The 26,923-nt window shown below is 35.1% G+C and carries 27 protein-coding genes; 3 read left to right on the top strand and 24 right to left on the bottom strand.

Annotated elements, in window-relative coordinates:
- The first annotated feature begins 135 nt into the window (after positions 1-135).
- Together recU and D2K60_RS07435 are read left to right on the top strand one after the other, a co-directional pair.
- A complete protein-coding gene (gene recU / locus D2K60_RS07440) occupies positions 136-726 on the top strand; it encodes a Holliday junction resolvase RecU (protein ID WP_117169389.1) in 591 nt (196 codons plus the stop codon).
- Between the two features lie 18 nt (positions 727-744).
- Positions 745-3,276: a transglycosylase domain-containing protein gene (locus tag D2K60_RS07435; RefSeq protein ID WP_117169388.1), complete on the top strand. Its 2,532-nt coding sequence runs from the start codon at positions 745-747 to the stop codon at positions 3,274-3,276.
- 37 nt (positions 3,277-3,313) lie between these two features.
- Here the strand turns inward: D2K60_RS07435 and D2K60_RS07430 are convergent, their stop codons facing one another.
- The 18 genes from D2K60_RS07430 to D2K60_RS07345 form a co-directional block, all read right to left on the bottom strand.
- The gene (locus D2K60_RS07430) at positions 3,314-3,655 is read right to left on the bottom strand and encodes a YpoC family protein (protein WP_117169387.1); all 342 of its coding nucleotides are present in this window, start codon (positions 3,653-3,655) and stop codon (positions 3,314-3,316) included.
- A complete protein-coding gene (nth, locus tag D2K60_RS07425) occupies positions 3,645-4,313 on the bottom strand; it encodes an endonuclease III (RefSeq protein WP_117169386.1) in 669 nt (222 codons plus the stop codon). Before nth ends, D2K60_RS07430 begins: the two co-directional genes overlap by 11 nt.
- A 12-nt stretch (positions 4,314-4,325) precedes the next feature.
- Positions 4,326-5,018 (bottom strand): DnaD domain-containing protein, encoded by a 693-nt coding sequence (locus tag D2K60_RS07420; protein WP_117169385.1) that lies wholly within the window; start codon positions 5,016-5,018, stop codon positions 4,326-4,328.
- A gap of 97 nt (positions 5,019-5,115) precedes the next feature.
- Positions 5,116-6,408, bottom strand: coding sequence for an asparagine--tRNA ligase (gene asnS / locus D2K60_RS07415; RefSeq protein ID WP_117169384.1), 1,293 nt, complete (start codon positions 6,406-6,408; stop codon positions 5,116-5,118).
- 27 nt (positions 6,409-6,435) lie between these two features.
- The gene (locus D2K60_RS07410; protein WP_117169383.1) at positions 6,436-7,620 is read right to left on the bottom strand and encodes a pyridoxal phosphate-dependent aminotransferase; all 1,185 of its coding nucleotides are present in this window, start codon (positions 7,618-7,620) and stop codon (positions 6,436-6,438) included.
- Positions 7,621-7,637: 17 nt separating this feature from the next.
- Positions 7,638-8,168: a hypothetical protein gene (locus D2K60_RS07405; RefSeq protein WP_117169382.1), complete on the bottom strand. Its 531-nt coding sequence runs from the start codon at positions 8,166-8,168 to the stop codon at positions 7,638-7,640.
- Positions 8,134-8,304, bottom strand: coding sequence for a YpmA family protein (locus tag D2K60_RS07400; RefSeq protein WP_117169381.1), 171 nt, complete (start codon positions 8,302-8,304; stop codon positions 8,134-8,136). Before D2K60_RS07400 ends, D2K60_RS07405 begins: the two co-directional genes overlap by 35 nt.
- Before the next feature lie 247 nt (positions 8,305-8,551).
- On the bottom strand, positions 8,552-9,343 hold the full coding sequence (locus D2K60_RS07395; protein WP_117169380.1) for a ComEC/Rec2 family competence protein: 792 nt from the start codon (positions 9,341-9,343) through the stop codon (positions 8,552-8,554).
- A gap of 53 nt (positions 9,344-9,396) precedes the next feature.
- Complete coding sequence (gene dinG, locus D2K60_RS07390; RefSeq protein ID WP_117169379.1) at positions 9,397-12,189, bottom strand: ATP-dependent DNA helicase DinG; 2,793 nt, start codon at positions 12,187-12,189, stop codon at positions 9,397-9,399.
- 102 nt (positions 12,190-12,291) lie between these two features.
- Entirely contained in the window at positions 12,292-12,681 is a 390-nt protein-coding gene (gene panD, locus D2K60_RS07385; RefSeq protein ID WP_117169378.1) for an aspartate 1-decarboxylase, read from the bottom strand.
- An 11-nt stretch (positions 12,682-12,692) separates the two neighbouring features.
- On the bottom strand, positions 12,693-13,565 hold the full coding sequence (gene panC, locus D2K60_RS07380; RefSeq protein ID WP_117169377.1) for a pantoate--beta-alanine ligase: 873 nt from the start codon (positions 13,563-13,565) through the stop codon (positions 12,693-12,695).
- A gap of 2 nt (positions 13,566-13,567) precedes the next feature.
- Positions 13,568-14,395: a 3-methyl-2-oxobutanoate hydroxymethyltransferase gene (gene panB / locus D2K60_RS07375; protein ID WP_117169376.1), complete on the bottom strand. Its 828-nt coding sequence runs from the start codon at positions 14,393-14,395 to the stop codon at positions 13,568-13,570.
- 13 nt (positions 14,396-14,408) lie between these two features.
- The gene (locus tag D2K60_RS07370; RefSeq protein WP_117169375.1) at positions 14,409-15,383 is read right to left on the bottom strand and encodes a biotin--[acetyl-CoA-carboxylase] ligase; all 975 of its coding nucleotides are present in this window, start codon (positions 15,381-15,383) and stop codon (positions 14,409-14,411) included.
- Complete coding sequence (locus D2K60_RS07365) at positions 15,359-16,561, bottom strand: CCA tRNA nucleotidyltransferase (protein ID WP_117169374.1); 1,203 nt, start codon at positions 16,559-16,561, stop codon at positions 15,359-15,361. Before D2K60_RS07365 ends, D2K60_RS07370 begins: the two co-directional genes overlap by 25 nt.
- On the bottom strand, positions 16,554-17,696 hold the full coding sequence (bshA, locus tag D2K60_RS07360; RefSeq protein ID WP_117169373.1) for an N-acetyl-alpha-D-glucosaminyl L-malate synthase BshA: 1,143 nt from the start codon (positions 17,694-17,696) through the stop codon (positions 16,554-16,556). The genes D2K60_RS07365 and bshA overlap by 8 nt, the downstream gene beginning before the upstream one ends.
- Positions 17,697-17,698: 2 nt before the next feature.
- Positions 17,699-18,103 carry a methylglyoxal synthase gene (mgsA, locus tag D2K60_RS07355; RefSeq protein ID WP_117169372.1) on the bottom strand — a complete coding sequence of 135 codons (405 nt, stop codon included), beginning with the start codon at positions 18,101-18,103 and terminating at the stop codon, positions 17,699-17,701.
- A 31-nt stretch (positions 18,104-18,134) separates the two neighbouring features.
- Positions 18,135-18,935, bottom strand: a complete 801-nt coding sequence (gene dapB, locus D2K60_RS07350; RefSeq protein ID WP_117169371.1) for a 4-hydroxy-tetrahydrodipicolinate reductase — start codon at positions 18,933-18,935, stop codon at positions 18,135-18,137.
- Complete coding sequence (locus tag D2K60_RS07345) at positions 18,928-19,284, bottom strand: nucleotide pyrophosphohydrolase (protein WP_117169370.1); 357 nt, start codon at positions 19,282-19,284, stop codon at positions 18,928-18,930. The genes dapB and D2K60_RS07345 overlap by 8 nt, the downstream gene beginning before the upstream one ends.
- 194 nt (positions 19,285-19,478) lie before the next feature.
- Between D2K60_RS07345 and D2K60_RS07340 the strand changes: the two genes are divergently transcribed.
- Complete coding sequence (locus tag D2K60_RS07340) at positions 19,479-20,354, top strand: YitT family protein (protein WP_117169369.1); 876 nt, start codon at positions 19,479-19,481, stop codon at positions 20,352-20,354.
- Positions 20,355-20,401: 47 nt separating this feature from the next.
- Here the strand turns inward: D2K60_RS07340 and D2K60_RS07335 are convergent, their stop codons facing one another.
- The 6 genes from D2K60_RS07335 to aroA form a co-directional block, all read right to left on the bottom strand.
- A complete protein-coding gene (locus D2K60_RS07335; protein ID WP_117169368.1) occupies positions 20,402-21,082 on the bottom strand; it encodes a zinc metallopeptidase in 681 nt (226 codons plus the stop codon).
- A gap of 65 nt (positions 21,083-21,147) precedes the next feature.
- On the bottom strand, positions 21,148-21,915 hold the full coding sequence (locus tag D2K60_RS07330) for a sporulation protein YpjB (protein ID WP_162880731.1): 768 nt from the start codon (positions 21,913-21,915) through the stop codon (positions 21,148-21,150).
- Positions 21,916-21,995: 80 nt separating this feature from the next.
- Positions 21,996-22,586, bottom strand: coding sequence for a lipoprotein heptaprenylglyceryl N-acetyltransferase LhaT (gene lhaT / locus D2K60_RS07325; protein ID WP_117170354.1), 591 nt, complete (start codon positions 22,584-22,586; stop codon positions 21,996-21,998).
- Between the two features lie 125 nt (positions 22,587-22,711).
- The gene (locus tag D2K60_RS07320; RefSeq protein ID WP_117169366.1) at positions 22,712-23,263 is read right to left on the bottom strand and encodes a ReoY family proteolytic degradation factor; all 552 of its coding nucleotides are present in this window, start codon (positions 23,261-23,263) and stop codon (positions 22,712-22,714) included.
- 102 nt (positions 23,264-23,365) lie between these two features.
- Positions 23,366-24,631 carry a tetratricopeptide repeat protein gene (locus tag D2K60_RS07315; protein WP_117169365.1) on the bottom strand — a complete coding sequence of 422 codons (1,266 nt, stop codon included), beginning with the start codon at positions 24,629-24,631 and terminating at the stop codon, positions 23,366-23,368.
- A gap of 998 nt (positions 24,632-25,629) precedes the next feature.
- Positions 25,630-26,922: a 3-phosphoshikimate 1-carboxyvinyltransferase gene (gene aroA / locus D2K60_RS07310; RefSeq protein ID WP_117169364.1), complete on the bottom strand. Its 1,293-nt coding sequence runs from the start codon at positions 26,920-26,922 to the stop codon at positions 25,630-25,632.
- Between the last annotated feature and the right edge of the window lies 1 nt (position 26,923).

Raw genomic sequence — 26,923 nt, 5'->3', positions numbered from 1 at the left:
TGAAAAGCTAAGCTTGTTTTTGTAAAAATGGAGAAAAACAATTATAATAGGGAGAAGCTTATAATCTATACTATTTAAAATGGGTATTTGAACATTTAATTTGGTATGATACTTTTAGCAGGAGGAATAAATAGCATGAATTACCCGAATGGGAAGAAATCTTCCTCCCAGTCTAAACTCACTAGTAATAAAAAAAAGACAAGCTTTAGTAATCGTGGAATGACGTTAGAAGATGACATTAATGATACGAATGACTACTATCGTATCACGAATCAAGCGGTTATCCATAAGAAACCGACACCTGTTCAGATTGTGAAAGTGGATTACCCAAAAAGAAGTGCAGCAGTAATCAAGGAAGGCTATTTTAAACAGGCTTCCACCACAGATTATAATGGCATTTATCGATCACACTACATTGACTTTGAGGCAAAAGAAACAAAAAGTAAAACATCGTTTCCTCTTAGCAATATTCATGATCATCAAATCGATCATATGAAAACAATTGTTGAACATGGTGGTATCTGTTTTCTATTAATTAGATTCGCTGTATATGATCAAACTTTTTTTCTACCAGCAGTGAAACTTTTTAATTATTGGAATCGTCAATTTAATGGAGGAAAAAAGTCTATTCCCTATCAAGAAATTAAAGAAGCTGGCACTGAGATCCCGATTGGTTTCCCAGCAAGAATAGATTATTTAAAAATTATTGACCAGCTTTACTTTTAGAACGGAGGAAGATGAGTTATGGCAAATGATAGCCAATCTCGAGCAGCAAGAAGAAAACAACAAAGTAAATCAAAAAAGAAAAATAAATCAGTCTTTAAAAAAGTAATATTAATCATAGGTATCGTATTTTTAGCATCTGTTATAGGAATTGGTGGATTATTTACTTTCTATATTGCTACTGCACCTGACTTAGATGGTGCCTTACTTTCAGACCCAGCCTCTTCAAAAATTTATGATATGGATGAAGAATTATATGCAGATCTAGGTACAGAGAAACGAACAAAAACGAGTTATACAGATTTACCTGAAACATTAATTGACGCGGTATTAGCGACAGAGGATGTTCGTTTCTTCGAGCATTCCGGTATTGATTTAAGACGTATCGGTGCGGCAGTTTTAGCCAATGTAACAGATGGTTTTGGTTCAGAAGGCGCTAGTACAATTACACAACAAGTCGTAAAGGATTCGTTCCTTTCTACTGATAAAACGATAAAAAGAAAAGTACAAGAGCAATGGATAGCAATTCAACTAGATCGTGAATATTCTAAAGAAGAAATACTAGAAATGTATCTAAATAAAATTTATTATGGTTCCGGCGCATATGGTGTTGCAACGGCGGCAAAAACCTATTTCAGCAAAACGGACTTATCTGAATTAACACTAGCAGAATCTGCTATACTAGCTGGTTTACCACAGCGCCCTTCTGCATATGATCCGACAGTTAATCCTGATTTAACGCAAGAACGGATGGAAACGGTATTAAATTTAATGGTAAGACATGGGAAGATTACGGAAGAAGAAGCGGAAGAAGCAAAAGCTGTTAATGTGGAAGATGTCTTAAATGTTTCTGTAGAACAAGAAACACCGTATCAAGCTTTCATACAAAAAGTGGCTGATGAGGTAGAAGAAAAAACAGGTTCAGATATTTATACAGACGGTTTAGAAGTTTACACTACACTTGATCCTGTTGCACAAGAAGAAGTTGAGTTGGTCTTATCTAATTCAGATGAGAATCCAATTGATTTTATTGAAGAAGAGTTGCAATCTGGTATCGTAGTAACAGCTACCAATACTGGTGCTATTCGAGCCATTGGTGGTGGAAGAAATCGAGAGAATAACAACGGTTGGAATTACGCTTATCAAGGTGATGGTAGACAAGCTGGTTCGGCAATTAAACCTATACTTGATTATGGCCCAGCAATTGAAAATTTAAATTGGTCCACTTATCAACAAATAAATGATGATGCTCCTTATGAAATTGGAAATGAAGCTGGAGACACAATTAATAACTGGAATAACAAATTTCAAGGATGGATGAGCATTCGCTACGCATTACAATGGTCATTAAATATTCCTGCTGTTAAAACGTTAGATGAAGTTGGTACATCACAAGCAGCAGATTTCGCAAATGGTTTAGGTTTTAATTATGATGAAACTAATTTAGGTATTACAGAAGCGATTGGAGGAGCTGAATCAGATGTCACTCCGCTAGTAATGGCTGGAGCTTATAGCGCATTTGGTAATGAAGGTATTTACAATGAACCGTACGCTGTTACTAAAGTTGTTTATGATGATGGAAGTTCAGAAGATCTAAAATCAGAACCAGTGGCTGCTATGTCTGACTCTACTGCTTATATGATAACAGATATGTTGAAATCAGTAGTTCAAAGTGGTACAGGTACAGTTGCAAATGTATCTAGCATTCCAATGGCTGGTAAAACAGGAACAACTGATAACGATGCAGATATTTGGTTTGCAGGTTATAGCACAAATTATACTGTATCTGTATGGTCTGGTTATCCAGAAGGTAATACAAGACCAGTACAGGATACAAAAATTTCACAGAAATTATTTAATCATGTCATGTCAACGATATCAGCAGGTGTTTCAACACCAGACTTTGAAAAACCTAGTTCTGTTGTTGAAGTGAAGGTTGAGAAAGGGTCGAACCCTGCAAAATTAGCAAGTGCATACACCCCTTCATCACAAATAGTAACTGAACTTTTTAAAAAGGGACATGAACCAGAAGCTACATCTGAAAAGTTCGAACAACTTGATCCCGTTTCAAGTTTGAGTGCAAGTTATGATGAAGATGCGAATCTTATTGACGTATCCTGGGATTATAATGGGGATGAAGATGTTACATTCCAAGTAAGTACTGGTTCAAACAGTACAACTACTGATAATAATGAACTTGAAATAAGTAACATAGAAAGAGGTACTTCTTATACCATTGAAGTAATTGCAATCAGTAAAGATGATGAAAGTAACGTTAGTGAAGCTAGAACAGTTGAAGTTGCTGTTCCTGCGGAAGAAATTGAAGAAGAAGAACCTGAAGAAGAAGTTGAAGAAGAGCCTGTGGAACCCGATCCTGAAGAAACGGAAGAATCCGAGGAACCCGCAGAACCAGAAAAACCTAAAGAAAATGATGATGATCAAGAAAATCCAGATAGTGATAAGCCGAAAGACGAAGAAGAAACACCAGAAACACCAAAAGACCCAGATAACCCTGTACCTACTCCGCCAGAAGAAGATGAAACTGAAGAATAACAAAATAAAAAAAACAGCAAATAAAATGCTGTTTTTTTTACTTCTCTAATATTTCCGCCTTAGCGTAAAGTTTCTCTGCTTCTTTATACAATTCATTTAAATGAATATAACTGTGATATTGATGTGAATGGGTTTGTACAAACTGTATTCGTTCTTCTATATTTAAAGGTTTATACGTGAAACCTTTTAGTTTATAAACGCCCTCTGTTTCGACAGCCCACTCCTCTTTATTCAATATAAATAACAATTGAATAAAGTTTTTTGTGAACAGTTGCATCGGTAATGATGCTTCTTGATATTTTCTTTCATGAAAGAGCTTAGAAATATAGTTCGACTGATTTTTCCATTCTTCAATCAGTGCTATTCCTTCATTTTGCATATTCCTCACGTTCCTTTTGTTTCATTCTTTTCTTACCTTCTCGACAGATAGACAACAATGGACATTCAGGACAATTAGGGTTTCTTGCTTTACAATGGTAACGACCAAAAAAGATCATTCGGTGATGTGTATCACTCCATTCCTCTTTTGGTACTTTTCGCATTAATGCTTTCTCTACTTCCAAGACAGAGTCCTTCCAACGACATAATGCTAGGCGTTTAGATACGCGTTCAACATGTGTATCAACGGCAATCGCAGGCTCATGAAATGCTACCGAAGCGACAACATTTGCTGTTTTACGACCAACACCAGCTAGCGTTTCTAAATCTACCTTACTCTCTGGAACTTCACCATTAAAATTATCCAATAAAGATTGGCAAAGTTTTTGAATGTTTTTTGCTTTATTACGATATAAACCGATCGATCGAATATCGTGTTGTAATTCTTCAACGGTTACAGCTAAGAAATCTTCAGGAGTTTGGTACTTTTGGAACAAGTTTTTTGTTACCTTATTCACCAAGTTATCCGTACACTGTGCTGATAAAAGAACAGCTATTACTAATTCAAATGGATTTTTATGTACAAGTTCACATTCTGCATTTGGATACATATCCTTTAAGCAATCTAATACGTATGCAATATCCTTTTTATTAAGCATCATACATTCTCCTTATTCATCTTCTAACCAATTGTAATACAAGGAGACATCTCGCTTTGGCTCTTCTCTTTCTACATTTGGATTTGATTGATTACTATGAAAGGATTTACTTTGTTCTCTTGCTTGTTCGACAGATCTAATACCTTTCTTCTTCCATTCTCGTAAGATGCGATCTATATATTTAAAATTAAGTTTACTCATTAATACAGCTTCACGTAATGCGGCTTTAATAAGTGCGGGTTTTTGTTCATCTTCATCAATCCAAATATTAATCGTTTCGATTTCAAACGGAGATAATGCTCGTCCAAATTCTTGTTCAAATAAAAGAAAGATATTCATTGCGAGCTCATTATCCATATCATCTTTTTTTGGTGGGGCTTCTTGATATAACTTCTCCCATAATGGTTCAAGCGAATATTGTTCACCCATCAAAACTTTGTCCGCCTCATTTTGTTCAATAGCTACCATGTTTTTTTGTAGTAATTTCCGTAATATCATCGAACACTCTTGTTGATCAAATGTAACACAGTCTGCTATTTCATCCGGTGTAGGAAAATAAACACCTGATAAACTAAAACGATGAATTTGTAATAGAACAATCACATCTTTTTCCGTTAATCCAAGTGTATGGTACTCGCCTAATAGTTTAGTTGGAATTGTTAATTGATCCATTAAAAAATTTTGATAAGAATGTTTATTTTTCATGTAGGTCACCTCAAAATAGTTTAAACATTTTTGTTAATTGATAATAAAACCCCTGACAACATCAAATATGTCAAGGGTTCTATATTAAAATAACGCATTATGGATATAATCGATTTAATAAACGTGGAAAAGGTATTGTCTCTCTTACGTGTTCAACGCCTGAGAACCATGCTACAGTTCTTTCTAAACCTAAACCGAATCCAGCATGTGGCACACTTCCATATTGACGTAATTCTAAATACCATTTGTAAGCATCACCTGATAAGTTATGTTCATCATAGCGCTGTTTCATTAATTCCAAGTCGTCAATTCTTTGTGATCCACCTATAATCTCACCATAGCCTTCTGGCGCAATTAAATCAGCACAGAGGACAACTTCAGGGCGATCTGGATCTGGCTTCATATAGAAGGCTTTAATACCAGCTGGATAGTCTGTTATAAACACAGGTAAATCAAAGCTTTCTGCAATTGCAGTTTCATGCGGGGAACCAAAATCTTCTCCCCACTCTATATCCGTAAAACCTTTTTCTTTTAGTAACTCCACTGCTTTATCATATGTAATCCGTGGAAAAGGTGCTTTAATTTTTTCTAATTTAGATACATCACGTTCTAATGTAGTTAATTCTAACTGACAGTTATTCAAGACTGCTTGTGCCAAGTAGCTAACGTAATTTTCTTGCACTTCTAAACTTTCTTTATGATTCATAAATGCCATTTCTGGTTCAATCATCCAGAACTCAATTAAATGTCTTCTAGTTTTAGATTTCTCCGCTCGGAATGTTGGTCCAAATGAAAATACTTTACCAAATGCCATTGCCGCAGCTTCCATATACAATTGTCCACTTTGTGAAAGATATGCCTCTTCATCAAAATATTGTGTATGAAATAATTCAGTTGTGCCTTCTGCAGCAGATCCAGTTAAGATTGGTGGATCAATTTTTATATAACCATTTTCATTGAAAAATTGATATGTTGAACGAATAATCTCGTTACGAATTTTCATAATCGCATGTTGCTTTTTAGAACGTAACCATAAATGACGATGATCCATTAGAAATTCAGTACCGTGTTCCTTTGGTGTTATTGGAAAATCAACAGCAGCATGAATAACCTCAATTTCTTTGACTTGTAGCTCATAACCAAACGCAGAACGCGTATCTTCCACAATTATTCCAGTAACATACATGGATGTTTCTTGCGTCATATTTTTTGCTAATTGAAATGTTTCTTCAGCTACCTCTGCTTTTACTACTACACCTTGCATAAAGCCTGTTCCATCTCTAAGTTGAAGAAATGCAATTTTACCACTTGATCGTTTATTTGCTAACCAAGTGCCAATCTTCACTTCTTCGCCTACATGTTTCGCTACTTGATCTATTGTTGTTTTCATTCTTAATTCCTCCAAAAATCCCAATACTTACATTTGATGATTTAGTATAAATCGTTTTATTCTTTTCGTTGCTTCTTCTAGTTGTTCTAACGGAATCACATAGGAAAGTCTAACGTTATCAGGTGCACCAAAACCAGTTCCAGGAACCAGTGCCACTTTTTCTTCTACTAATATTGCTTCTACCCACTCGTCAACTGTTTTAAAACCAGTCATTTTAACTGCCTCTTTCACATTTGGAAATAAATAAAATGCTCCCTTTGGTTTAACACATGTAATACCAGGAATTGCAGTAAGCCATTGATAGGTTTTCTCTAATCTATCTTGGAATGCCACACGCATTTGTTCTATTTCTTCATCACCCTTAGAATATGCAGCAAGAGCGGCATATTGTGCAATTGATGTTGGATTTGATGTAGAATGTGATACTAATCCAGTCATTGCGTTAATAATTTGTTTGCTACCAATTGCGTAACCAATTCGCCAACCAGTCATAGAGTGGGATTTTGATACACCATTAATAATGACCGTTTGTTCTTTTAATGCGTCTGAAATCTCAGCTATTGATACATGTGCTTCATCCGTATAAATTAGCTTTTCATAAATTTCATCTGATACAATTAAAATATTATTTTCTAAGCAAATTTCTCCAAGCGCTGTTAACTCCGCTTTGGTATACATAGAACCTGTCGGATTACTAGGTGAATTGATAATTACTGCTTTCGTTTTTGCCGTTATAACATTCTTTAATTGTTCAGGCGTTAATTTAAATTGACTATTCTCATCCGCTTCAACAAAAATAGGCTTACCTTGCGCTAATTTAATTTGTTCCGGATAGCTTACCCAATACGGTGAAGGTACAATCACTTCATCTTCTGGATTTAACAATACCTGAAATAAAGTGTATAGCGCGTGTTTAGCACCAGTAGTAACTATTATTTGATCTCGATCATAGTGTAACTGTTGATCCCTCTTCATTTTCTCAATAATGGCATCTTTTAATTCTACAATTCCACCCGCAGGTGTGTATTTCGTAAATCCACTTTTCATTGCGTTTGTAGCTGCATCTAAAATGTATGATGGTGTATTAAAATCTGGTTCACCTGCACCTAATCCTATAACATCATGTCCTGCATCTTTTAACTCTTTTGCTTTAACAGTAATCGCTAATGTTGAGGATGGCGTCAATGCTTTTACTCGATGTGCTAATTCCATTTGATCACCCTTCTTTTTTAATAATCATTTGAAAACGATACACCACTATCATAAGAACCATCTTCTAAGCGGTAGTATGCATAACTTAATCGGTCTTCTGCATCAAAATAACTTAATTCCAACAATGGTGTGTTACCTCTAATTCCATAGTGTGATTGTAATAGCTCACATGAGCCACTACAGGAATTTCGCCATTGTGATACTAACGTATTTTCATCAATAAAATTAGTCAACTCAAAAGTCTTTATTTCCGCTTCTTCATTTGAAACTTCAACAAAGGCAAGCAAGCTTACATCTGTTTCTGTCTGTCCTTCAATCACGTTATAATATATCTCACCGTGATAGCGAGAAGTAGCAACTATTTCAGTTATTTCAGTTTCTTCAAGCACTCGCTCTTCAGAAGTCAAAAAATCTGACACTTTATTCTCTTCAACATTTTGATACAAAATCACACTAAAAACAATGCTTCCAATAATAAGCAGTATAATCCCAACTAGAATCCAACTTAGCCAATTAGGTACGGTAGATAGTAAAGATTGCTGTTTCATGATCATCCTCATCCAAAGCTAATCCAAACATTAAATCATCTTCTTTCAGTGTACGATTTAAACTGTCCACTATTTTGTATATGTCTGTTGAATGCTTTAATTTAACTGTTGATAGTGTTTCTATTTTATCCTTCATAAATATCTCCTAAATGTTTGAATTTTAAATGAACTACTAATTAAAGTGTGTTATTTACAAAAAATTGCTACACATAGATAGCCAATTCAATTGCATACTAATGATAGTTGAAAAGAAATATGTAATATGTCTTATATTATAACAGGTTTTATGACAAAAATTGATAGACAATTATAATTTTTCAACTAAATTTATCCCAACCCACCATATTTACTGTGTACAGCGTTTACTGTACACAGGTTTTTTTTTATGAAATTATTTCATAATCACTTAGGTTTAATCGGATAATTGTTGTTCCGACTTGTTTTAGTTGGTATACATCGATCCAAGATTCATTCAATCTCTCCATTAGATCTCTGTTAGGTGTACCAGACTTTTGATTAAAAACAATACTAATATGTGGATCCATTTCATGTAACAATTTCGAACTTGGCGAATTACTTTGGCCATAATCAACAATTTTAATTATTTCTGACTTTAAATCGTAAGATTCTAATCCTTCATCGCTATTTGTATCATTTACACTCATATACAAAATACTATTCTCACCATACTCAATCGTAAAAGTCATTTCTCCAAAAGTATTCGTCTGTAATACATGGATATTAAAAGCATTTCCTAGTTTAATTTCATCATCTTTGTTCCACATTGTTTTATTGGAGTTAGCAGTAAATAACTGTTTTTCTGAATTTGCATAATAAACCTGTTTCACGTCAAAATTCTCGAGAATCTGTTTCATATTACCACAGTATTCATCCGTTTGGTTCGTTAAGATTAAGCCCTCTAATTGATTTACATGTAGTTCCTTTAATTGTTCCCAAAGCTCTATTCTACTATCTTTTGAACCAGTATTGATCAGAAAGTTCTTACCTTCTGATGTTTGAATTAAAGTTGCTTCACCATCTGGTATATTCAGAAACGAAACATATAACTCATTTTCCCCAATCGATAAAGTCGATGCATTGGTAGTAATTGTAGTCATTAATAGAAACAACAATAACGCTAATAAAAGCGTTAAAGCACGGATAGATCGATGCATTTTATCACCTACTTTACAATATTGTAGGCTTAATATGCGTAGATGTTAACAGATCATAACCAATCTTGAGCAATTTCCATTAATTCTTTCGTTGTTTTATGATGAATGGGGATTTCAGGTATCGAATTGATGAAATAATGACCGTAAGTTGCTGTCATCAATCGATCATCACAAACAAATACAATACCACGATCAGTACTAGAACGAATTAATCTGCCGAATCCTTGTTTAAAACGAATAATTGCATTAGGTAAGGCTAGTGTAGCAAATGGATTTTTACCTGATTTTTTCAAGTAATTTGCTTTTGCTTGATACACCGGATGATTAGGTGGTTGAAATGGTAATCGCACGATCACAACACAAGACAAGTCACTTCCTGGTATATCAATCCCCTCCCAAAACGAGTTCGTACCTAACAAAATTGCTTGATCAAATGTTTGAAAATTCTTTTTTAATCTAGACCTACTCCCACTTGAAATACCTTGAGCAATTAACATATATTCTTCCTCATCAAGAATCTCACGTAATAAAATATACGCCTTTTTCAACATATCATAAGATGTAAACAAAACGAGCATCCTACCCTTAGTAATATGAGCTAGTGATAGAATCGCTTCACACGTTGCTTCAATAAAATCATCCATTTTCCCGTATTTTGCGTATGGGAAATCCGTTGGTATTAATAGCTGTACTTGATCTTCGTAAGCATAAGGTGACACTATTTTCTTTTCTAAAACATCTTCTTTTAAAAGACCAACTCTTTCCTTGAAAACGGAAAATGAGTTTTTCATTGTTAGCGTTGCACTTGTCATAATAACACTTTGTTTTTCGTGAAAGAGTTTCTCTTGTAACAGGTCGGCAATATCAATTGGTTCTTGATATAAATATACTGCATTTTGAGCACCAAATGCATCTATCTCAATCCATTTTACTTCTTCCTCTTTTAAACGCTGGATAAAGTAATTTTCTAATCCATCTATAATTGATTGGATGCGTTCCATATGCCACTTTACTTCTTCCATTAAATCGACAGCCAAGTCATTTTCCCGCATTAAATGTAATATCCGAGATAAAATATGAATTAAATCACGTAATTGGAATGACAGTCGGTTTACCATTTCATTTATTGTATCCCAACCTTGATCTGTACCTTCTGGTATTCGATATTGATAGCGTCCTATATCATTAATCGCTATGTCATTTGCTTGCTTTTCTTTAACATATTGAAATAAATAACGGAATAAGGTATCTGTTTCTTCTTTCGCCTCTAGCCACCATTTATTCCATTCATATTCTGCACAAATAAGAGCAATGTCACTGTCATACTCGATCAATTTTTGAATCCATGCGCCATCCTCTATACTTCCAATAGCTTGTAATGTTCGTTGCACAGAAACGTAGTCTAAACTCAACCCAAAGTGTTTAGAGGCAGTTGCTTCTAAATGATGCGCTTCATCTATAATTATCTTTTGGAAAGATGGTAATAAAGGAATTTCGCTTGTCATATTAGCACATAGTAATGCGTGATTTGTTATGATCACGTCTGATTTTTGGGCATTTGTTTTAGCTCTATAATAAAAAGATCGCGTGAACCATGGTGAGCTAACATCCAAACCACCTTCCGCTTCTGTGGAGACTTTACGAAAGAAACGTTGACCGCTTGATGGTAATTGAATTTCATCTATATCTCCGGTAGTTGTTTCTGTTAGCCAAATTAAAATAATTGCTTTTGTTAACGTTATGTCATAGTTATCAAACTCAACTGAACGAAGTGTCTGTTCAAATTTAGCCAAACTTAGATAATGTTGTTTTCCTTTTAAAATGGTTGTTTGAAATGGAAAAGATAGCACTTTTTCAAGTAAAGGTATTTCTTTTTCAATCAGCTGTGTCTGTAATTGTGTTAGATGCGTACTAACGACCACTCGCTCATTTCCATGTACTGCCTGAAATAAAGCTACGATTAAGTAAGCTAATGATTTACCCGTACCTGTTTCAGCCTCAATAATAGCATGTTGCTTTGACTGAAATGCATCATAAATAAGTTCGGTCATTTCTCGCTGCCCGTTTCTCATTTCAAATTGACTCATCGCCTGCGCTAAGTCACCATCTTTTTGATAAAAACGGTCCATTATATCACCAAAAGAAAGGCTTGATTTAGTAATGGACTTTGTCTTTGTTATTTGTTTCTTTAATGCTAATCCACGAAAGATTTCAATACCTTCAGGTTCATCTGTTTGAAAAGCTAATTGATCTTCTCGTTCTTTTAAGAGTTCAAATAAGTCACTTTTTATTCTATGTTCCATTTGCCGCAATTGAACAATTGTTTCATATGGTAGTGCTTTAATTTTATCTAATAAATGTGCAAGTAAATAGGATGTCACATGTGCATCAGATAATGCCCGATGTGGGTCTAGATGGCTTAATTCTAAAAATGTAGCCAACTGGCCTAATTTAAAACCTGGCGCTTGTGGTAATAAGATGCGTGACAGCTCCACCGTATCGATCACTGGTTGAATTAACGGATCAAGCCCTATACGTCTAAACTCATCATTTAAAAAACCCAAATCAAACGGTACGTTATGCGCTACGAAATATGCATCATCAAAAAGAATTCTAATCTGTTCCGCTATATCCTCAAATACAGGTTGGCCTAACACATCTTCATTTGTAATACCTGTCAAATTTGTAATAAATGTTGATATTTTAATTTCTGGATTTACTAAAGTAGAATATTCTTTAATTATTTCGCCATTTGACCAAACAATTATTCCCACTTCAATAATACGATCACCTTTAGTCGGTGTATGTCCAGTAGTTTCCAAATCAATAATTACATATTTATTCATTACCTCATCCCCACATGATAACTTATAAGAAGTTATTTATATTTCTTTCAGTATGTAGGATGTAAAAAGAAAACTCCTACCAAACATACTGTTGATAAGAGTTTAAGACTGAAGTAACGTGAGTGGTGTCTCTTGATCCAGCATCTCTACTACTTCATTCTTTTCGTTCATAATGGCAACTTTAGGTTTATAAGTTGAAAACTCTTCATCAGATACAAGTGCATACGAAACGATTATTACAATATCGTTTTTTTGAACAAGTCTTGCCGCAGCACCATTTAGACAAATAACTTTACTTCCTCTTTCACCTGGTATTACATATGTTTCCAATCTTGCTCCATTATTATTATTAACGATCTGCACCTTTTCGTGCGGTAATATATCTACTTTCTCTAGTATGTCCTGATCAATCGTGATACTACCAACATAATCTAAATTTGCTTCAGTAACACGAGCGCGATGGATTTTGCCCTTCATCATGGTGCGATACATCACATTTCCTCCTAGCCTAATACGGGTGAACTTGTGCCATCAGGCATTAAAATTATATTATCAATAAGCCTAGCTTGACTAAATTGTACAGCAACTGCAATGATTACTTGCTGATCGACTTCAGTTATAGGCTTTAACGATGGGAATCGTAATATTTCAATATAATCTATCTTACCAGTTGTGTGCGTATTAATATAATTTTTTACTTCATTCACTATAATAGCAGGATTTTTTTCACCGTCAAATATTTTTTCTTGCGCTAATTGCAAACTTTTAGATAGAGATGGTGCTTCATTTCGTTCTTGTTCTGTTAAGTAGACATTACGACTACTTTTAGCCAAACCATCTTCTTCTCTTATTGTCTCAAGCATATGTAATTGAATCGGAAAATTGTGATCTTTAATAAGTCGATCTACAACGGCAACTTGTTGTGCGTCCTTAATTCCAAAATACACATTATCTGGCAAAGTCAAATGAAATAATTTTGTTAATACGGTGACAACACCATCAAAGTGACCCGGACGTGATTTTCCACATAAGACGTCAATACGATCAACCGCTTGAATCGTTATACCTAATTCTCTTGGGTACATCTCTTCTACTGGAGGCATAAATAATACATCAATACCGTTCTTCTCAGCAATTTCTATATCGTGTTGTTCATTTCGTGGATACTTTTCGAAATCTTCATTAGGACCGAACTGTAACGGATTCACAAAAATACTTGCAATTAATATATCATTTTCCTCGCGCGCCTTCTGAAGTAAAGACTCATGTCCTTCGTGCAAATAACCCATCGTGGGAACAAAACCGATGTCGTTCCCACTGCTTTTCATTTTTAATGTATAATCCTGCATCGAACTGACTGTTTTTATAATCTGCATGCTTATTCCTCCGGTAGTATTGTATCTGCATTAATCGTGTAGCTATGTTTTTCTTCCGGAAAGCTCGCAGTTTTAACTTCTTCGACATATGTTGATAATGCTTTAAAAATAGGTTCCGTAACATTTTCATATGTTTTTACGAATTTCGGAAGATGATTGTCACCATATTGGATCAAATCATGATAGACAAGCACTTGACCATCACATGAACTACCTGCTCCAATACCAATTGTCGGAATTTCTAGTTGATTCGTTATTATTTTAGTGACTTCTTTTGGTACACATTCTAATACTAAAGCAATTGCACCGCTAGCTTGTAATGCCTTGGCATCTGCAATGATTTTTTCAGCACTAGCCTGGTCTTTCCCCTGAACCCGATAACCGCCAAGGACATTGACTGCCTGTGGAGTTAAGCCTATATGAGCAACGACTGGAATCCCAGCATTTGTTAAATGTGTGACTAAAGTTAGAATCTCAGGTGATGCACCCTCAATTTTTAAACTTTGTGCATTTGTTTCTTGAAAAATACGTTTTGCATTTTTTAATCCATCTTCTAATGAAATATGATACGACATAAAAGGCATGTCGACTACAACATATGTATCATTTGCAGCTCTTGTTACCGCTTTTGCATGGTGAATCATGTCATCAACTGTTACTTGGATGGTTGAATTATAACCTAGTACAACCATACCTAAGGAATCACCGACTAAAATCATGTCAACATTTGCCTGTTGTGCTAGTTTTCCTGCGGGATAATCATATGCCGTTACCATAGCTATCTTCTCATTATTTTGTTTCATTGTTTGAAATGTTTTACTACTTTTCAACGAAGACACTCCTTTACCAATTTATTTCTGCAGAGTACAAGGTTTCGATTTGATTTTGTTTATTTTCCATTATCAATGCTCCATCAGTACTGATGCCTCTAATAACGCCTTGTTTTTCTACATTTCCTGCTTTATATGATACTTCTTCATTTATTTTATATCCAAAAGATTCCCATTTATCTTTCACTTCTGAAAATCCTGTTAATTGATAACGATCAAAGGCTTCTTCAAAACGCTTTAATAAAGATTGAATCAGTTTTTGTTTTTCGAATGTTTCTCCTGTTTCTATTTTCAAAGAAGTTGCCCGCTTACTTATCTCATTTTCAAAGCTATCCGCTAATTGGTTTACATTTAAACCAATTCCTATTACGATATGATGGATTTTATCTTGTTCTGCTTGCATTTCGGTTAAAATCCCCGCTATTTTTTTACCGTTAATTAAAATATCGTTTGGCCATTTGATTGCTGGCGTAATGCCAACATCCAGTTCAATTAGTTCAGCTAATACGGTCGCTACAACTAAAGTCAATTGCGGCCCCTGCAATGGCGGCACATTAGGACGTAAGACGATACTCAGCCACACGCCTAAATCATTATTAGAGAACCAAGACCGATTCATTCTTCCCCGACCAGTTTCTTGTCGATCTGCTATGACGACCGTCCCGTGAGCGCATCCTTCTTGAGCTAACTGATTTGCCTTCGTTTGAGTCGATGGCATTTTTATTTGATGCACCATATTTTTCCCTAACCACTTAGTTTTCAATCCCCATTGGAGTGTATTCTTACTCATTATTGAAGGTAACGCTACAATCCGATAACCTTTATTAGGAACAGCTTCTATTTGATACCCTTCTTTTTCTAGACGTTTCATCTGTTTCCATACAGCAGTACGCGATATGTTAAGCGTTTCGGAAATATCTTGCCCCGAAATAAAGACTGTACCATTTAAAGCTAATAACTCAATTAATTTTTCTTGGGTGGATGGCATGTAATAACCCACTCCTTAATTTCTATCTCTTTATTTATCAGATCTCCGACTACGATTGCTTTTTCAATTTCATTAAGATATCTCGCAATCCAATCGCCTTTTTCACGATTCGGGTATAATGCAATTAACGCATTACCAGATACTTGAACGTCTTTACGTGACTTAATAGGTAAACGATTCACAGCTACTATCAAATCAGTCATTTTAAATTCCACTTGATAAAGTATTCGTGTTAATCGTATAAACGCCTCATATAAGGTTTCAGGTAATTGATATAAAAGCCAGTTATGTAAACCTTCTTGTTTATATAGCTGTAATACGCTCACCAATTTATCAGCCATCAAAAAAGTTTGATTCGATTGTTTCCACCCTCGCACCAAATCTTTAACAGATACATGTGTCTGTTGCATCTTTAAAAATGCAAATACCTCATATAACTCTGGGAGTGGTGTTTGTAATGTTTCCATGCTTCGTATCAACATAGAATCACGGTTAAAAACAGGCAATTTATCCCAAATTTGTACAGTTGACCAAAGTGCTATTGCATCTGAAATCCCTTGACCTGCAAGCGTTTTTTCAAATTCAATTGCTAAACGTTCTATCGCAACTTCTTCTATCCATCTAATTTTTTCTTTAATCGCATCTAGCGTGTCTGATTCTAGTTTAAAACTTAATTGACTGACAAATCGCAATGCACGCATCATCCGAAGTGGATCTTCATGAAACCGATCATGTGCATTGCCAACAGTTGAAATAAGTTGTTTCTTTATATCTAATTGACCGTGAAACGGATCATATAAGTCCCCACTTTTATCCATCGCTATCGCATTAATAGTAAAATCTCTACGACTAAGATCTTCACCAATTCGATTTACAAATTGGACTTGATCTGGATGTCTAAAATCAGAATAATTTCCTTCTGTTCGAAATGTAGTTACTTCAAATGATTGTTTCTTGAGACGCACAATGACAGTGCCATGTTCAATTCCAACGGGAATAACCTTTGGAAAAATAGCTTGCACCTCTGTTGGCGTTGCAGATGTTGCAATGTCAATATCCTTAATTGGTTTCTTTAATAAGTAATCGCGTACTGCTCCACCAACAAAAAAAGCCTGATGTCCTTTTGATTCTAATTTTTCTAATACAATTACAGCTTGTGAAAATAGTGGATCAAGCATTATAATCACCTGCTAAAAGCCGGTCATAAATTTGTTCATATTCATTGACTATTTTGTCAGCTGAGAATTCTTGTTTTACGTGTGCAGTTGCTGCTTGAGAGAAAGCGTTCCATACATCTTTATTCGTTAATAAATGAAGTGCTTTAGAAACGATCGCTTCTTTATCTCCTAACTCCACAATATAGCCATTCTTTCCATCTTCAATTACCTCAGGAATACCACCAATATTCGTGCCAATACAAGGTACACCACATGCCATCGCTTCTATTAGAACCAATCCAAAACTCTCTTTTTCAGATAATAACAATTTCAGGTCTGCTAGTGATAATATCGAAGCAATATTATTTTGCTTACCTAGAAATATAACGTATTCTTGTAATTGCAATGATTCTACTAAATGAAACATTTCAGCGTACTCTGGACCATCACCAATCAGTAATAATTTAGATGGAATTTTCTCGTTTATATCACGAAAAGCATAGATAACATCTTGTATTCTTTTCACTTTACGAAAATTAGATATATGTAGTATTACTTTCTCATCAGGCCTGATACCATAATGTTTACGAAGCTCACTCGGATCTTGATAATAATAGTCACTTTCATCGATAAAATTATAGACAACCTCAATTTTTTTATCTACCTCTAACATATCGTGTGTTTGTTTAACTAGACTATGTGATACAGCCGTAACAGCATCTGAATTCTCTATACCGTGTGTAATCATTCGTTTTAGGCTTCTATCAACACCCAATACAGTAATATCTGTGCCATGCAATGTCGTAACAATCTTTACGTCACGTGTCGCCATTTGCTTAGCCAATAGGGCACAAATAGCGTGGGGCATTGCATAATGAACATGTAATATGTCTAATCCTTCTGTATCAATTACTTCTGCCATTTTATTGGCTAGAGCAAGATCATACGGTGGATATTGAAAAACAGGATAATGATTCACTTCTACCTCATGAAAGTAAATATTCTTATGAACGCTGTTTAAACGAAATGGCATGCTAGATGTTATGAAATGGACTTCATGTCCCTTTTTTGCTAAAAATTTACCTAATTCGGTTGCTACAATGCCAGACCCACCTACAGATGGGTAACATGTTATTCCAATTTTTTTAAAATTCATCTCTAATTATCCTCTTTATTAAGATTTCTCCATTCAAAAAAACCAGCTTCTAATGAACGTATAACAATCTCTGCTCCAGCTAAATTAGTAACCAAAGGAATTTGATGTACATCACACAAACGCATTAGCGCACTAATATCAGGTTCATGTGGTTGTGCAGTTAATGGATCTCTGAAAAAAATAATCAAATCCATTTCATCTGTTGCTATCTTCGCACCGATTTGCTGATCCCCACCGAGAGGTCCAGACAGAAAACGTGTGATTGAAAGACCTGTTGCCTCACTTATTTTCAAACCTGTTGTACCTGTCGCATATAGTTCGTGTTTAGCCAATATGTGCTGATAAGACATTGAGAATTGGATTATTGATTCTTTCTTTTTATCATGTGCTACTAATGCAATTTTCATTTTTAAAACACTCCCATTTCATTTATGAATGTTATTCTAATAAATTTTCTAAACCATAAACAAGCACATCTAGCTTCATTACATGATCAATCGATAATTTAATACCAGACATAAATGATTCCCGGTGAAATGAATCGTGTTTTATCGTTAAATTCTCACCTGGTCCACCAAAAATAACTTCTTGGTGCGCTACTAGTCCAGGTAATCGTACACTATGAATATGCATACCATCAATGTTAGCACCTCTAGCACCAGGTATTGTTTCTTTTTCATTTGGATGTCCTTGTTGTTTTGATTCACGTTCTTGCTTAATTAATTCAGCCGTCTTCACTGCAGTTCCTGAAGGCGCATCAAGTTTTTGATCATGGTGTTTTTCAATGATTTCAACGTCTGGAAAATATTTAGCCGCCCATTTTGAGAATTCCATCATTAATACTGCGCCAATTGCAAAGTTTGGTGCAATAATTACGCCAATCCCCTTTTCTTCAGCTAAATCAGTCAATTCTTCTAATTGGTCACTTGTAAAACCTGTCGTTCCAACAACAGGACGTACACCGTATGAAATAGCAGTTTTCGTATGTAAAAAACCAACTTCTGGTGTGGTAAGATCAATCAAAACATCTGCCTGCGCCTCACTAAAACATTGATCAATATTCGTATACATTCTCGCATCCAAATTTGGTAACCCAGCAATGTCTTTCACTTTTTTCCCGTCATTTTCCATATCCAAACATGCTACCAATTCCAAATCATCATGTTTTTCAATCATGCGAAGGGCTTCACTACCCATTCGCCCACGAGGTCCTGCAACTACTATTTTAACTTTACTCATTTAGACCACTCTCCACATCTTTTTTTGTCCATCTATTTTTATCTCTTGTCTCAATTTTTGTCATTGCTTTATCAAAAGCTTGACTCATATCAATATCTAACGAATTTGCAAAAGAAAGTGCAACAAACAACAAATCACCTAATTCGTCTTCAATTGTATTCGCATCTTCGGAATCTTTCTTCGTTTTTTCCCCATAGACATGATTCACTTCTCTTGCTAACTCACCAATTTCTTCTGTAAAACGAGCTAACATACTTAACGGACTAAAATAACCTTCTTTAAATTGTGATATATATGTATCAACACGTTTTTGCATTTCCAATGTGCTATGTTTATCTTCAATTGACATCTAGGAAACTCCTTCTTTTCTAATAAGTATAACATTTCCTATTTAATTTCTCTTCTAATGTTAGCGAAAACAAGTCCATTTGACAAATTTTTTATTCTATACATGCTAAAATATTTTTAAATTGCTACATTAGTTGTGAATATACTTCTATTTGACTATAATAATAAGGTGATTTTAACAGGAGGTTGAATACTTTGTCGTTATTTGGTTTAAAATTCAAAAATATTTTCTTTATATTAATTGGTTCAGCTATTTTTTCCTTTGGTATTGTTCACTTTAATATGCAAAACAACCTTGGTGAAGGTGGATTTACAGGAATTACATTACTTTTTTATTTTTTATGGGATTGGGATCCAGCTATTTTAAATATTATCCTTAACATACCCGCATTTATTATAGGTTGGCGGTTTCTAGGCAGAAATACGTTTCTATATTCCATCATTGGTACTTTAGCAGTATCTGTTTTCTTATATATCTTTCAGATTAGTCCTTATCAACTACACTTAGAATCTGACATGACGTTAGTTGCTTTGTTTGCTGGCGTATTTATTGGTGTTGGTCTTGGTATTATTTTTCGTTATGGTGGTACTACGGGCGGCGTTGATATTATCGCTCGTATTGTTCATAAATATGTAGGCTGGAGTATGGGGAAGACAATGTTTATCTTTGATGCAGTTGTTATTGCAACATCTCTTGTTCTCTATTTGGAACTGGTTGAAGGAATGTACACGTTAGTAGCCGTTTATCTTGCTTCACGTGTAATTGATTTTATGCAAGAAGGTGCCTATTCGGCAAGAGGTACAACGATTATCTCCAATTATAGTCATCAAATATCAGAGAAAATATTAGTGGAAATGGATCGTGGCGTAACTGTCCTGCAAGGTAAAGGCCGTTTCTCAGGTGAGAACAAAGAAATATTATACTGTGTTGTTGGTAGGAATGAAATTGTTCGATTAAAATCAATCATACATCAGATTGATCCACATGCTTTTGTAGCTATCTCTGCGGTACACGATGTATCAGGAGAAGGTTTCACACTAGATGAAAATAAAAAACCCTATCCAGATTAAAAAACAAGCTGTCGTCTTAAATTAAGACGACAGCTTGTTTATATTAATTAATCGTCACCTAGAGCAAACATTAAAATAAAGCGAATTAATTCAGCTACAGCAACCATTGCTGCTGCTACATAAGTTAATGCAGCTGCATTTAATACTTTTTTCGTTTGTCTTTCTTCGTTATTTCGAATGACGCCAGTTGAAACAAGTTGCGTCATCGCTCTGCTAGATGCATTAAACTCTACCGGTAACGTCACTAATTGGAACAGTACAGCGAAAGCCATAAAAATAACACCAATTAGGATTAAATTACTTAAGCCTAAGATTGCGCCAGCGATGATTAGAATAAACGACGTCTTATCCCCAAAACTTGCGATTGGAAATAAAGTGTGTCTAAATCGCAAGAACGCGTATGCTTCTGCATCTTGAATAGCATGTCCAACCTCGTGTGCTGCAATTGCGGCTGCTGCCATAGAATGGCCATGAAAATTATCGCTTGATAAGCGGACAACTTTTTTACGTGGATCATAATGATCCGATAAAGTTCCTCTTGTTTCTTCTATCGTTACATTATACAAACCATTATCATCTAATATTTTTCTAGCAACTTGTGCACCTGTCATATAAGATGACGTTGCAATTTTTGTGTATTTTTTGTACGTACTTTTCACCTTCGATTGCGCCCATATAGGAATAATCATTAATAACGCAATATAGATTAGGTAAGAACCCAAGCCCATTTCCATTCCTCCATAAATTTTCTTAAATGACTTAAAATTAATTTTAGTCAATAATGGTCAAATAGTCAACTGTTACGTTGTCTTTGATTCTTCTTTTTCTGACCTTTATATTTTCTCCACGCAACATATGTCAATGTTAAAATAATTACGCCACCCACAATTAAAATAATCCAATAAAAGGAAAGATATGCGCCTTGTTCAGCAGGAATCGCAATGTCCATTAATTCAGCTTGTCTAAATACAACTTGAAAGGGTTCCATATTCGTTTCGTTACGCACATCATATAGTTGATTATAAGACGAAACAAGTTCATAATAGTCTTCTTCTTCTAGCATGATAGACAAGGTTGGCTGAATTATTTCCCATTGTGCTATAATTTCTTCTCTTTTACTATCAGTTACGATTCCTTCTGTAAGAACCGATTCCACTTTATAGTGTAAAGAATCCTTCGTTTTTTTCCAAATTGGTTGTTGGTTATTCTCTAGAGCATCTAATGCAATAACAAGTGACATAGCAGTGTGTAGTTTTTCCACACGACCTATTGATGTATCATTTACTATTTCAAGATTTTGATGAATTAACTCACCGATAACGGCTTGTGATTTTTCACGATCGGTATTAGCAGCAAGGTGAATTACTTCTTGATGTTCTTTTAACCAATTGTTTGCCATTTGATATCTTTCTTCCGTTATATACCGTTCATATTGATATGCAATAGAAGAAGCCTCTATTTCATCTGCGTCTATTACGGAGAATAACTGATATAAAACAATACATAAAAGGACTGTCAAGCAGGTGATAATAGCATGTTTACGAAATTTCCAGTACTTCACTCGAGATCCCCTTCTCTCATTCATTCTTTCCTTACTTAATACTTAATGTATGAGAAGAAGGACGAGCTTAGACCAGTTGATTAAGATTGATAGAATTGATTTTTATTTCGAACCGTCAGATAATATGCAAGTGCTATCGAGCACACACTTAACCAGAATGTGAAATAACCAATCTCATTCATATACATATCTAAGCTGCTATATCGAGGCATCATATTATAAACGTAATCAATAAAATCATTATGTATTGTCCAAAGTCCAGCCACAATTAGGTGACGAATCTTTATTTTATAATGTGGAGCATATAAAAGTCCTTGTACAGCCATTGCACCATGGGAAGCCATTAACATATACCCTTGCCAAGAGAGCGAACCATTTACTAGTAACATAAGAAGGTTCATCACAACTGCCCAGATACCATATTTAAATAAAGTGACGATAGCTAATGCTTCAATATAAGGTATATTTCTACCGAAAATAAAAAACGTTAAAAATATAGTGAAAAATAAACTAGCAGTAGGACTGTCTGGAACAAAAATCAAAAATTTAGCAGGCGTGTTCGATAATTGACCCTCATACCACATATAACCATAAATCGTTCCAAAAAAGTTAATCATCCATAAAAGGATCAGGAACGTTCTATCTTTTAGTATAAACCTTAGATATTCCATCATATATTCCTCTCCACTCAAATAAGAAACCCCAACCAATAAGGAAGGAGTTCCCTGAATTTACACATTTATTGATTAAAATTAAACATAGCACGTAAATGGCGACTTATCAAGCGGAAAACCTCTTACTTACTAGGGTTTATTAATCCATTTAATTGGTCAATATACATCGTAAAAGCAATTTGATCCCGACTATCCAATGCTTCATCAATTTTATCTTGCAACTGTTTTTTTTGTGATTGATAAATGGTATGTTCTAGTACCTCTTTGGCAATTTCCTTTTCTCTTTTCGTAATAAAAAAGTCTTCTGATAAATAAGGGTTATCCTCTAAGACTGCTACGTAATTAGCATTTTGATGGGCATTTTCAAAACTTAATTGCACATAAATCGGATCACTTCGATTCAGCCTTATATCATGAAAAGATTTTTCGGCATCGGTTGTAACAATATGATTTTTGTAGAAACGAAAAGGCACATCATTAGAGCAATGCGTAGATATAACAATTCCTCTAGGGCAATAGCGCGCTTCCCTAATAAAATGTACATGAGCTAATAAAGCATCATGGTTTGTTAAATAATTCAATATCCAGACGCTTTCTCTTCTTTTTAATTGGTAATTTTGCAAAAACCAACGAATAAATATTTTTTTATCTTGCACTGAAACAGATGTATTCAAATCCAATCCCTCCTAAACCGACTATAGGAAAGTAAAACACGAGATGTATGAAGAAATATTATAATCGTCAATGTATTTTTACCACAAAGCAAAGCAGCTATATTAATAATCTTCAGCCTGGTCTTTTAACCTTGTAATATATTCTTCTAACTCTGTATCACTTGGTTCCATATCTAAGTAACGTTCTAATATTGTGATGGCTTCGTTTCTCCTCCCCTCTTCTACTAAAAAGTAACCATATTCTTTAAGGAAATCCTCATCATCCTTAAAAATATTATATGCATCTTGATATAATTTTAGTGCTTCAGAGAAGGATTCTTCTTCTTTATATGCTTTCGCAAGTTCCCATTTATAATACCCTTCTTCTTCCCCTTGTTCCATAATATGCGTTAACAGATCAATTATTGCCTCATTGTCTTGATCGTGCTTATAACTTTCAATCAGAAACAGGACAGCCTCTTTAAAGCCCGGATCAATACTAACTGCTTCTCTTGCTAACTGATAACCTGCAGCATGATCTCCCACTTTACGTGCTAAAGAGCCTGCAATAAGATATAAATCCTTGTTTAATTCATCCATATCAAGCCCTTTTTTAGCTGTTTCATAAGCCTCTTGTAACAGTCCTTCTGCTTCGTATACTTCTGCTAAATATTGATAGACAGATTGATACTCAGGATCTAATTCTATTACTTGTTCCCACGCCTGTTTTGCAATATCGTAACGATCTGCACGATACCCAATGAAACCATAACGGAATAACACATCAACATCGTCTGTTTCTACTAGTTGGAAATATTCTAATGCTTTCTCAAATTCCCCAGTTGCTGCATAACATTCAGCAAGCCTTACTGGAATTTCTACTTCAGCCATTACTTGTTGCATCGCATAGACTTTTTCATAATAAGGAATCGCTTTTAGGTATTCTCCATTTGAAAAGGAAAGCTCCCCTAAAGCAAAATCAATTAACCTTTCAGCGGGATCAAGTTGCTTTGCCTCTAATAACTTTTGCTCTGCAACTTCAAATAGACCTTGGGTTTGGTAAAGATCAGCTAATTGCAATAAAACCGCTAAGTACTCTTCGTCGTTTGGATTAAATTTGGTTAGCAATTCAATTGCTTCTTGATCTTCTTGTAAGTCAATATGTATATCAGCTAACATTAACTTCAAATCTGTTTCGTCTGGGTATTGTTGTACAATACCTAGCAAAATCATCTTTGCTTCTTCTAGCATGCCCCATTGTTTATATAACTCTGCAATTGTATATTTTTCATCTTCATTTGCTTGTGGTAAGAATTCTTCTAAAACCTTAATTGCCTCATCTGTTTTATATTGTTCCATTAACGTAATGGCACGATGTATCTCTTCCATTTTCATATCCATCCTCTCTGTCATAAAATATATATGGATAGCTCCATAATAACTAAATAATGCCTTAACAGCAATTAATTAATAATAGTCACAGTTATTTATGTAATAGTAGTTAACTCAACTTTCGCAAACCAAATTAGAAGTTGACTTCAAACTTCTTTCGAAATCATCTGACGCACTTGAGAGAAACTCCGTCGTAACTTTAGATTGGTCCCTTTCTGCCTTCCCAAGAAAAGAGATGGTCTTACGCTGCAGAAAAACACTCGCTTTCCGTGGGGAACGCTTCAGCCTCCTCGTGAGCAAAAATCGCTCTCTGCGGGGTCTTCAGACTGTTCCTTTCCCACAAGGAGTCTCGCGTTTTCCTGCAGCTTAGTGTAGCTTTCTGTTCAGATCAGACGTTAATGCAACGTCTGACTGATAAAAGATAAGTACATAGTTACTTGATAAGCGGTTTATGACTGTTTCTAATAAATAATCTGCTGGATCAAAATTTGTATTTTTATTGTTGGTTTAATCCCCTTGATGCATATTTCTAACTAGCGATTAAAATACACTACGACTCCAGCGGGAACAGCACGGTCTGAAGATCCACTTCGTAAAGCGTTTTTTTGGCCTGCGATTACTCGGCCCACCGAAAACATTTGCTTTATGAAGTTAGCTGAAGACGTGCCCGCGGAAAGCGTAGTGGGTTTTCAGAGCGAGATGTAACAGCACGTTAAGACAGAGTCTAGGTTTATTCTGTCATTGACAACAATCGTTTAGAAAGCAGAGCTTTTTAAAGAATGTTAAGTAAGAGAACAAATATAATCCACACGCAAAACAGCCAAAGATAAGCACTTATTTTTTAAGTGATAGTGTTGAGTCATTTAATAAAGAGCATTCTATTTACTTTTATCAAATAACAATGGATTTCTTTAACACAGCCCAACAAAAAAACACCCCCATTTTTAAAATTTATAGTTGCATACGCAGAGGGTGTCTGATTAGTTAAATATTAATTATTTTTTTATGCTTTTATCCAAGTGCTCAAAAAATGTTGGATAAGATATGTTTATACAGTCTGGATTATTTAGCGTTACTTGATCAGTAGTAATTAATGATGCGATTGCAATCATCATTCCAATTCTGTGATCTCCAAATGAATCTACTGAACCACCAGTTAATTTCGTTGGTCCTTCTATTATCATTCCATCATCTGTTGCTGTAACTGAAGCTCCTAATGCTTGTAATGTATCTACAACTGAGGCAATTCGATCTGTTTCTTTATATCGTAATTCTTCTGCGTCACGAATAATCGTAGTCCCTTTTGCTTGTGTCGCGAGTAGTGCTACAATTGGAATTTCGTCAATCATTCTAGGAATAAGATCTCCACCAATTTCAGTTCCATTTACATCTGAAGAACGAACAGTTATCGAACCAATCGTCTCCCCACCAATATGACGCTCTTCTACTACATCAATAGCAACACCCATTTGCTGCAGTACATTTATAATACCAGTTCGAGTATGATTTAAACCAACGTCTCGAATCGTCAATTCACTATTTGGAACAATAACTGCGGCAACAAGAAAGAATGCAGCTGAAGAGATATCTCCTGGAACTTGAATAGTCGTACCCGTTAATTTCTGTTCACCTGTTACCATCATTTTCTCTTTTTCCACTGTAATTTCCCCACCAAACGCCTGTAACATGTTCTCCGTATGGTTTCGTGTTATTGTTTTCTCAATAACTTTTGTAGAGCCTTTTGCTAATAAACCCGCTAACAATATAGCTGATTTAACTTGCGCACTTTTAACTGGGGATTCAAAATTAATTGCATGTAGATTTCCACCACGCATTGCTAATGGTAAGTACTTACCGTTTTCTCTTCCATCAATACGAGCACCCATCTCTCTTAACGGTACTGTCACACGATCCATTGGCCGTATCGACAAAGAGTCGTCACCAAATAATGTGACGTGAAAAGGTAATCCCGCTAGAACCCCTATAAGTAAACGCGCTGTTGTACCTGAATTACCTAAATTTATTGGTGTAAGTGGCTCATGTAACCCTTCTACACCTGCACCTTCTATTGTAACTTCCTGTCCTTCTTTCTTGATCGCTACTCCCATAGCTTGAAAAGCATGAATGGAACGCATGCAATCTTCGCCATCTAGAAAATTTGTAATAGACGTTGTACCATAACTAAGTGCTCCAAATATAATTGCACGATGTGAAATCGACTTATCACCTGGTACATAAATATCACCATGTAATCTGGATGTTATTGGAGATAATTTTTTACTGTGCATA

The sequence above is a fragment of the Paraliobacillus sediminis genome (genome assembly GCF_003426055.1).
The sequence above is the reverse complement of the archived record's forward strand: the minus strand, read 5'-3'. Positions and strand labels throughout refer to the sequence as shown.

What these genes read in the sequence shown, in the direction of transcription:
- recU (WP_117169389.1), top strand. Translation starts at nt 136, where the DNA reads ATGAATTACCCGAATGGGAAGAAATCTTCCTCCCAGTCTAAACTCACT.
- D2K60_RS07435 (WP_117169388.1), top strand. Translation starts at nt 745, where the DNA reads ATGGCAAATGATAGCCAATCTCGAGCAGCAAGAAGAAAACAACAAAGT.
- D2K60_RS07430 (WP_117169387.1), bottom strand. Translation starts at nt 3,655, where the DNA reads ATGCAAAATGAAGGAATAGCACTGATTGAAGAATGGAAAAATCAGTCG.
- nth (WP_117169386.1), bottom strand. Translation starts at nt 4,313, where the DNA reads ATGCTTAATAAAAAGGATATTGCATACGTATTAGATTGCTTAAAGGAT.
- D2K60_RS07420 (WP_117169385.1), bottom strand. Translation starts at nt 5,018, where the DNA reads ATGAAAAATAAACATTCTTATCAAAATTTTTTAATGGATCAATTAACA.
- asnS (WP_117169384.1), bottom strand. Translation starts at nt 6,408, where the DNA reads ATGAAAACAACAATAGATCAAGTAGCGAAACATGTAGGCGAAGAAGTG.
- D2K60_RS07410 (WP_117169383.1), bottom strand. Translation starts at nt 7,620, where the DNA reads ATGGAATTAGCACATCGAGTAAAAGCATTGACGCCATCCTCAACATTA.
- D2K60_RS07405 (WP_117169382.1), bottom strand. Translation starts at nt 8,168, where the DNA reads ATGAAACAGCAATCTTTACTATCTACCGTACCTAATTGGCTAAGTTGG.
- D2K60_RS07400 (WP_117169381.1), bottom strand. Translation starts at nt 8,304, where the DNA reads ATGAAGGATAAAATAGAAACACTATCAACAGTTAAATTAAAGCATTCA.
- D2K60_RS07395 (WP_117169380.1), bottom strand. Translation starts at nt 9,343, where the DNA reads ATGCATCGATCTATCCGTGCTTTAACGCTTTTATTAGCGTTATTGTTG.
- dinG (WP_117169379.1), bottom strand. Translation starts at nt 12,189, where the DNA reads ATGAATAAATATGTAATTATTGATTTGGAAACTACTGGACATACACCG.
- panD (WP_117169378.1), bottom strand. Translation starts at nt 12,681, where the DNA reads ATGTATCGCACCATGATGAAGGGCAAAATCCATCGCGCTCGTGTTACT.
- panC (WP_117169377.1), bottom strand. Translation starts at nt 13,565, where the DNA reads ATGCAGATTATAAAAACAGTCAGTTCGATGCAGGATTATACATTAAAA.
- D2K60_RS07370 (WP_117169375.1), bottom strand. Translation starts at nt 15,383, where the DNA reads ATGCCATCCACCCAAGAAAAATTAATTGAGTTATTAGCTTTAAATGGT.
- D2K60_RS07365 (WP_117169374.1), bottom strand. Translation starts at nt 16,561, where the DNA reads ATGCTTGATCCACTATTTTCACAAGCTGTAATTGTATTAGAAAAATTA.
- bshA (WP_117169373.1), bottom strand. Translation starts at nt 17,696, where the DNA reads ATGAATTTTAAAAAAATTGGAATAACATGTTACCCATCTGTAGGTGGG.
- mgsA (WP_117169372.1), bottom strand. Translation starts at nt 18,103, where the DNA reads ATGAAAATTGCATTAGTAGCACATGATAAAAAGAAAGAATCAATAATC.
- dapB (WP_117169371.1), bottom strand. Translation starts at nt 18,935, where the DNA reads ATGAGTAAAGTTAAAATAGTAGTTGCAGGACCTCGTGGGCGAATGGGT.
- D2K60_RS07345 (WP_117169370.1), bottom strand. Translation starts at nt 19,284, where the DNA reads ATGTCAATTGAAGATAAACATAGCACATTGGAAATGCAAAAACGTGTT.
- D2K60_RS07335 (WP_117169368.1), bottom strand. Translation starts at nt 21,082, where the DNA reads ATGGGCTTGGGTTCTTACCTAATCTATATTGCGTTATTAATGATTATT.
- lhaT (WP_117170354.1), bottom strand. Translation starts at nt 22,586, where the DNA reads ATGGAATATCTAAGGTTTATACTAAAAGATAGAACGTTCCTGATCCTT.
- D2K60_RS07315 (WP_117169365.1), bottom strand. Translation starts at nt 24,631, where the DNA reads ATGGAAGAGATACATCGTGCCATTACGTTAATGGAACAATATAAAACA.
- aroA (WP_117169364.1), bottom strand. Translation starts at nt 26,922, where the DNA reads ATGCACAGTAAAAAATTATCTCCAATAACATCCAGATTACATGGTGAT.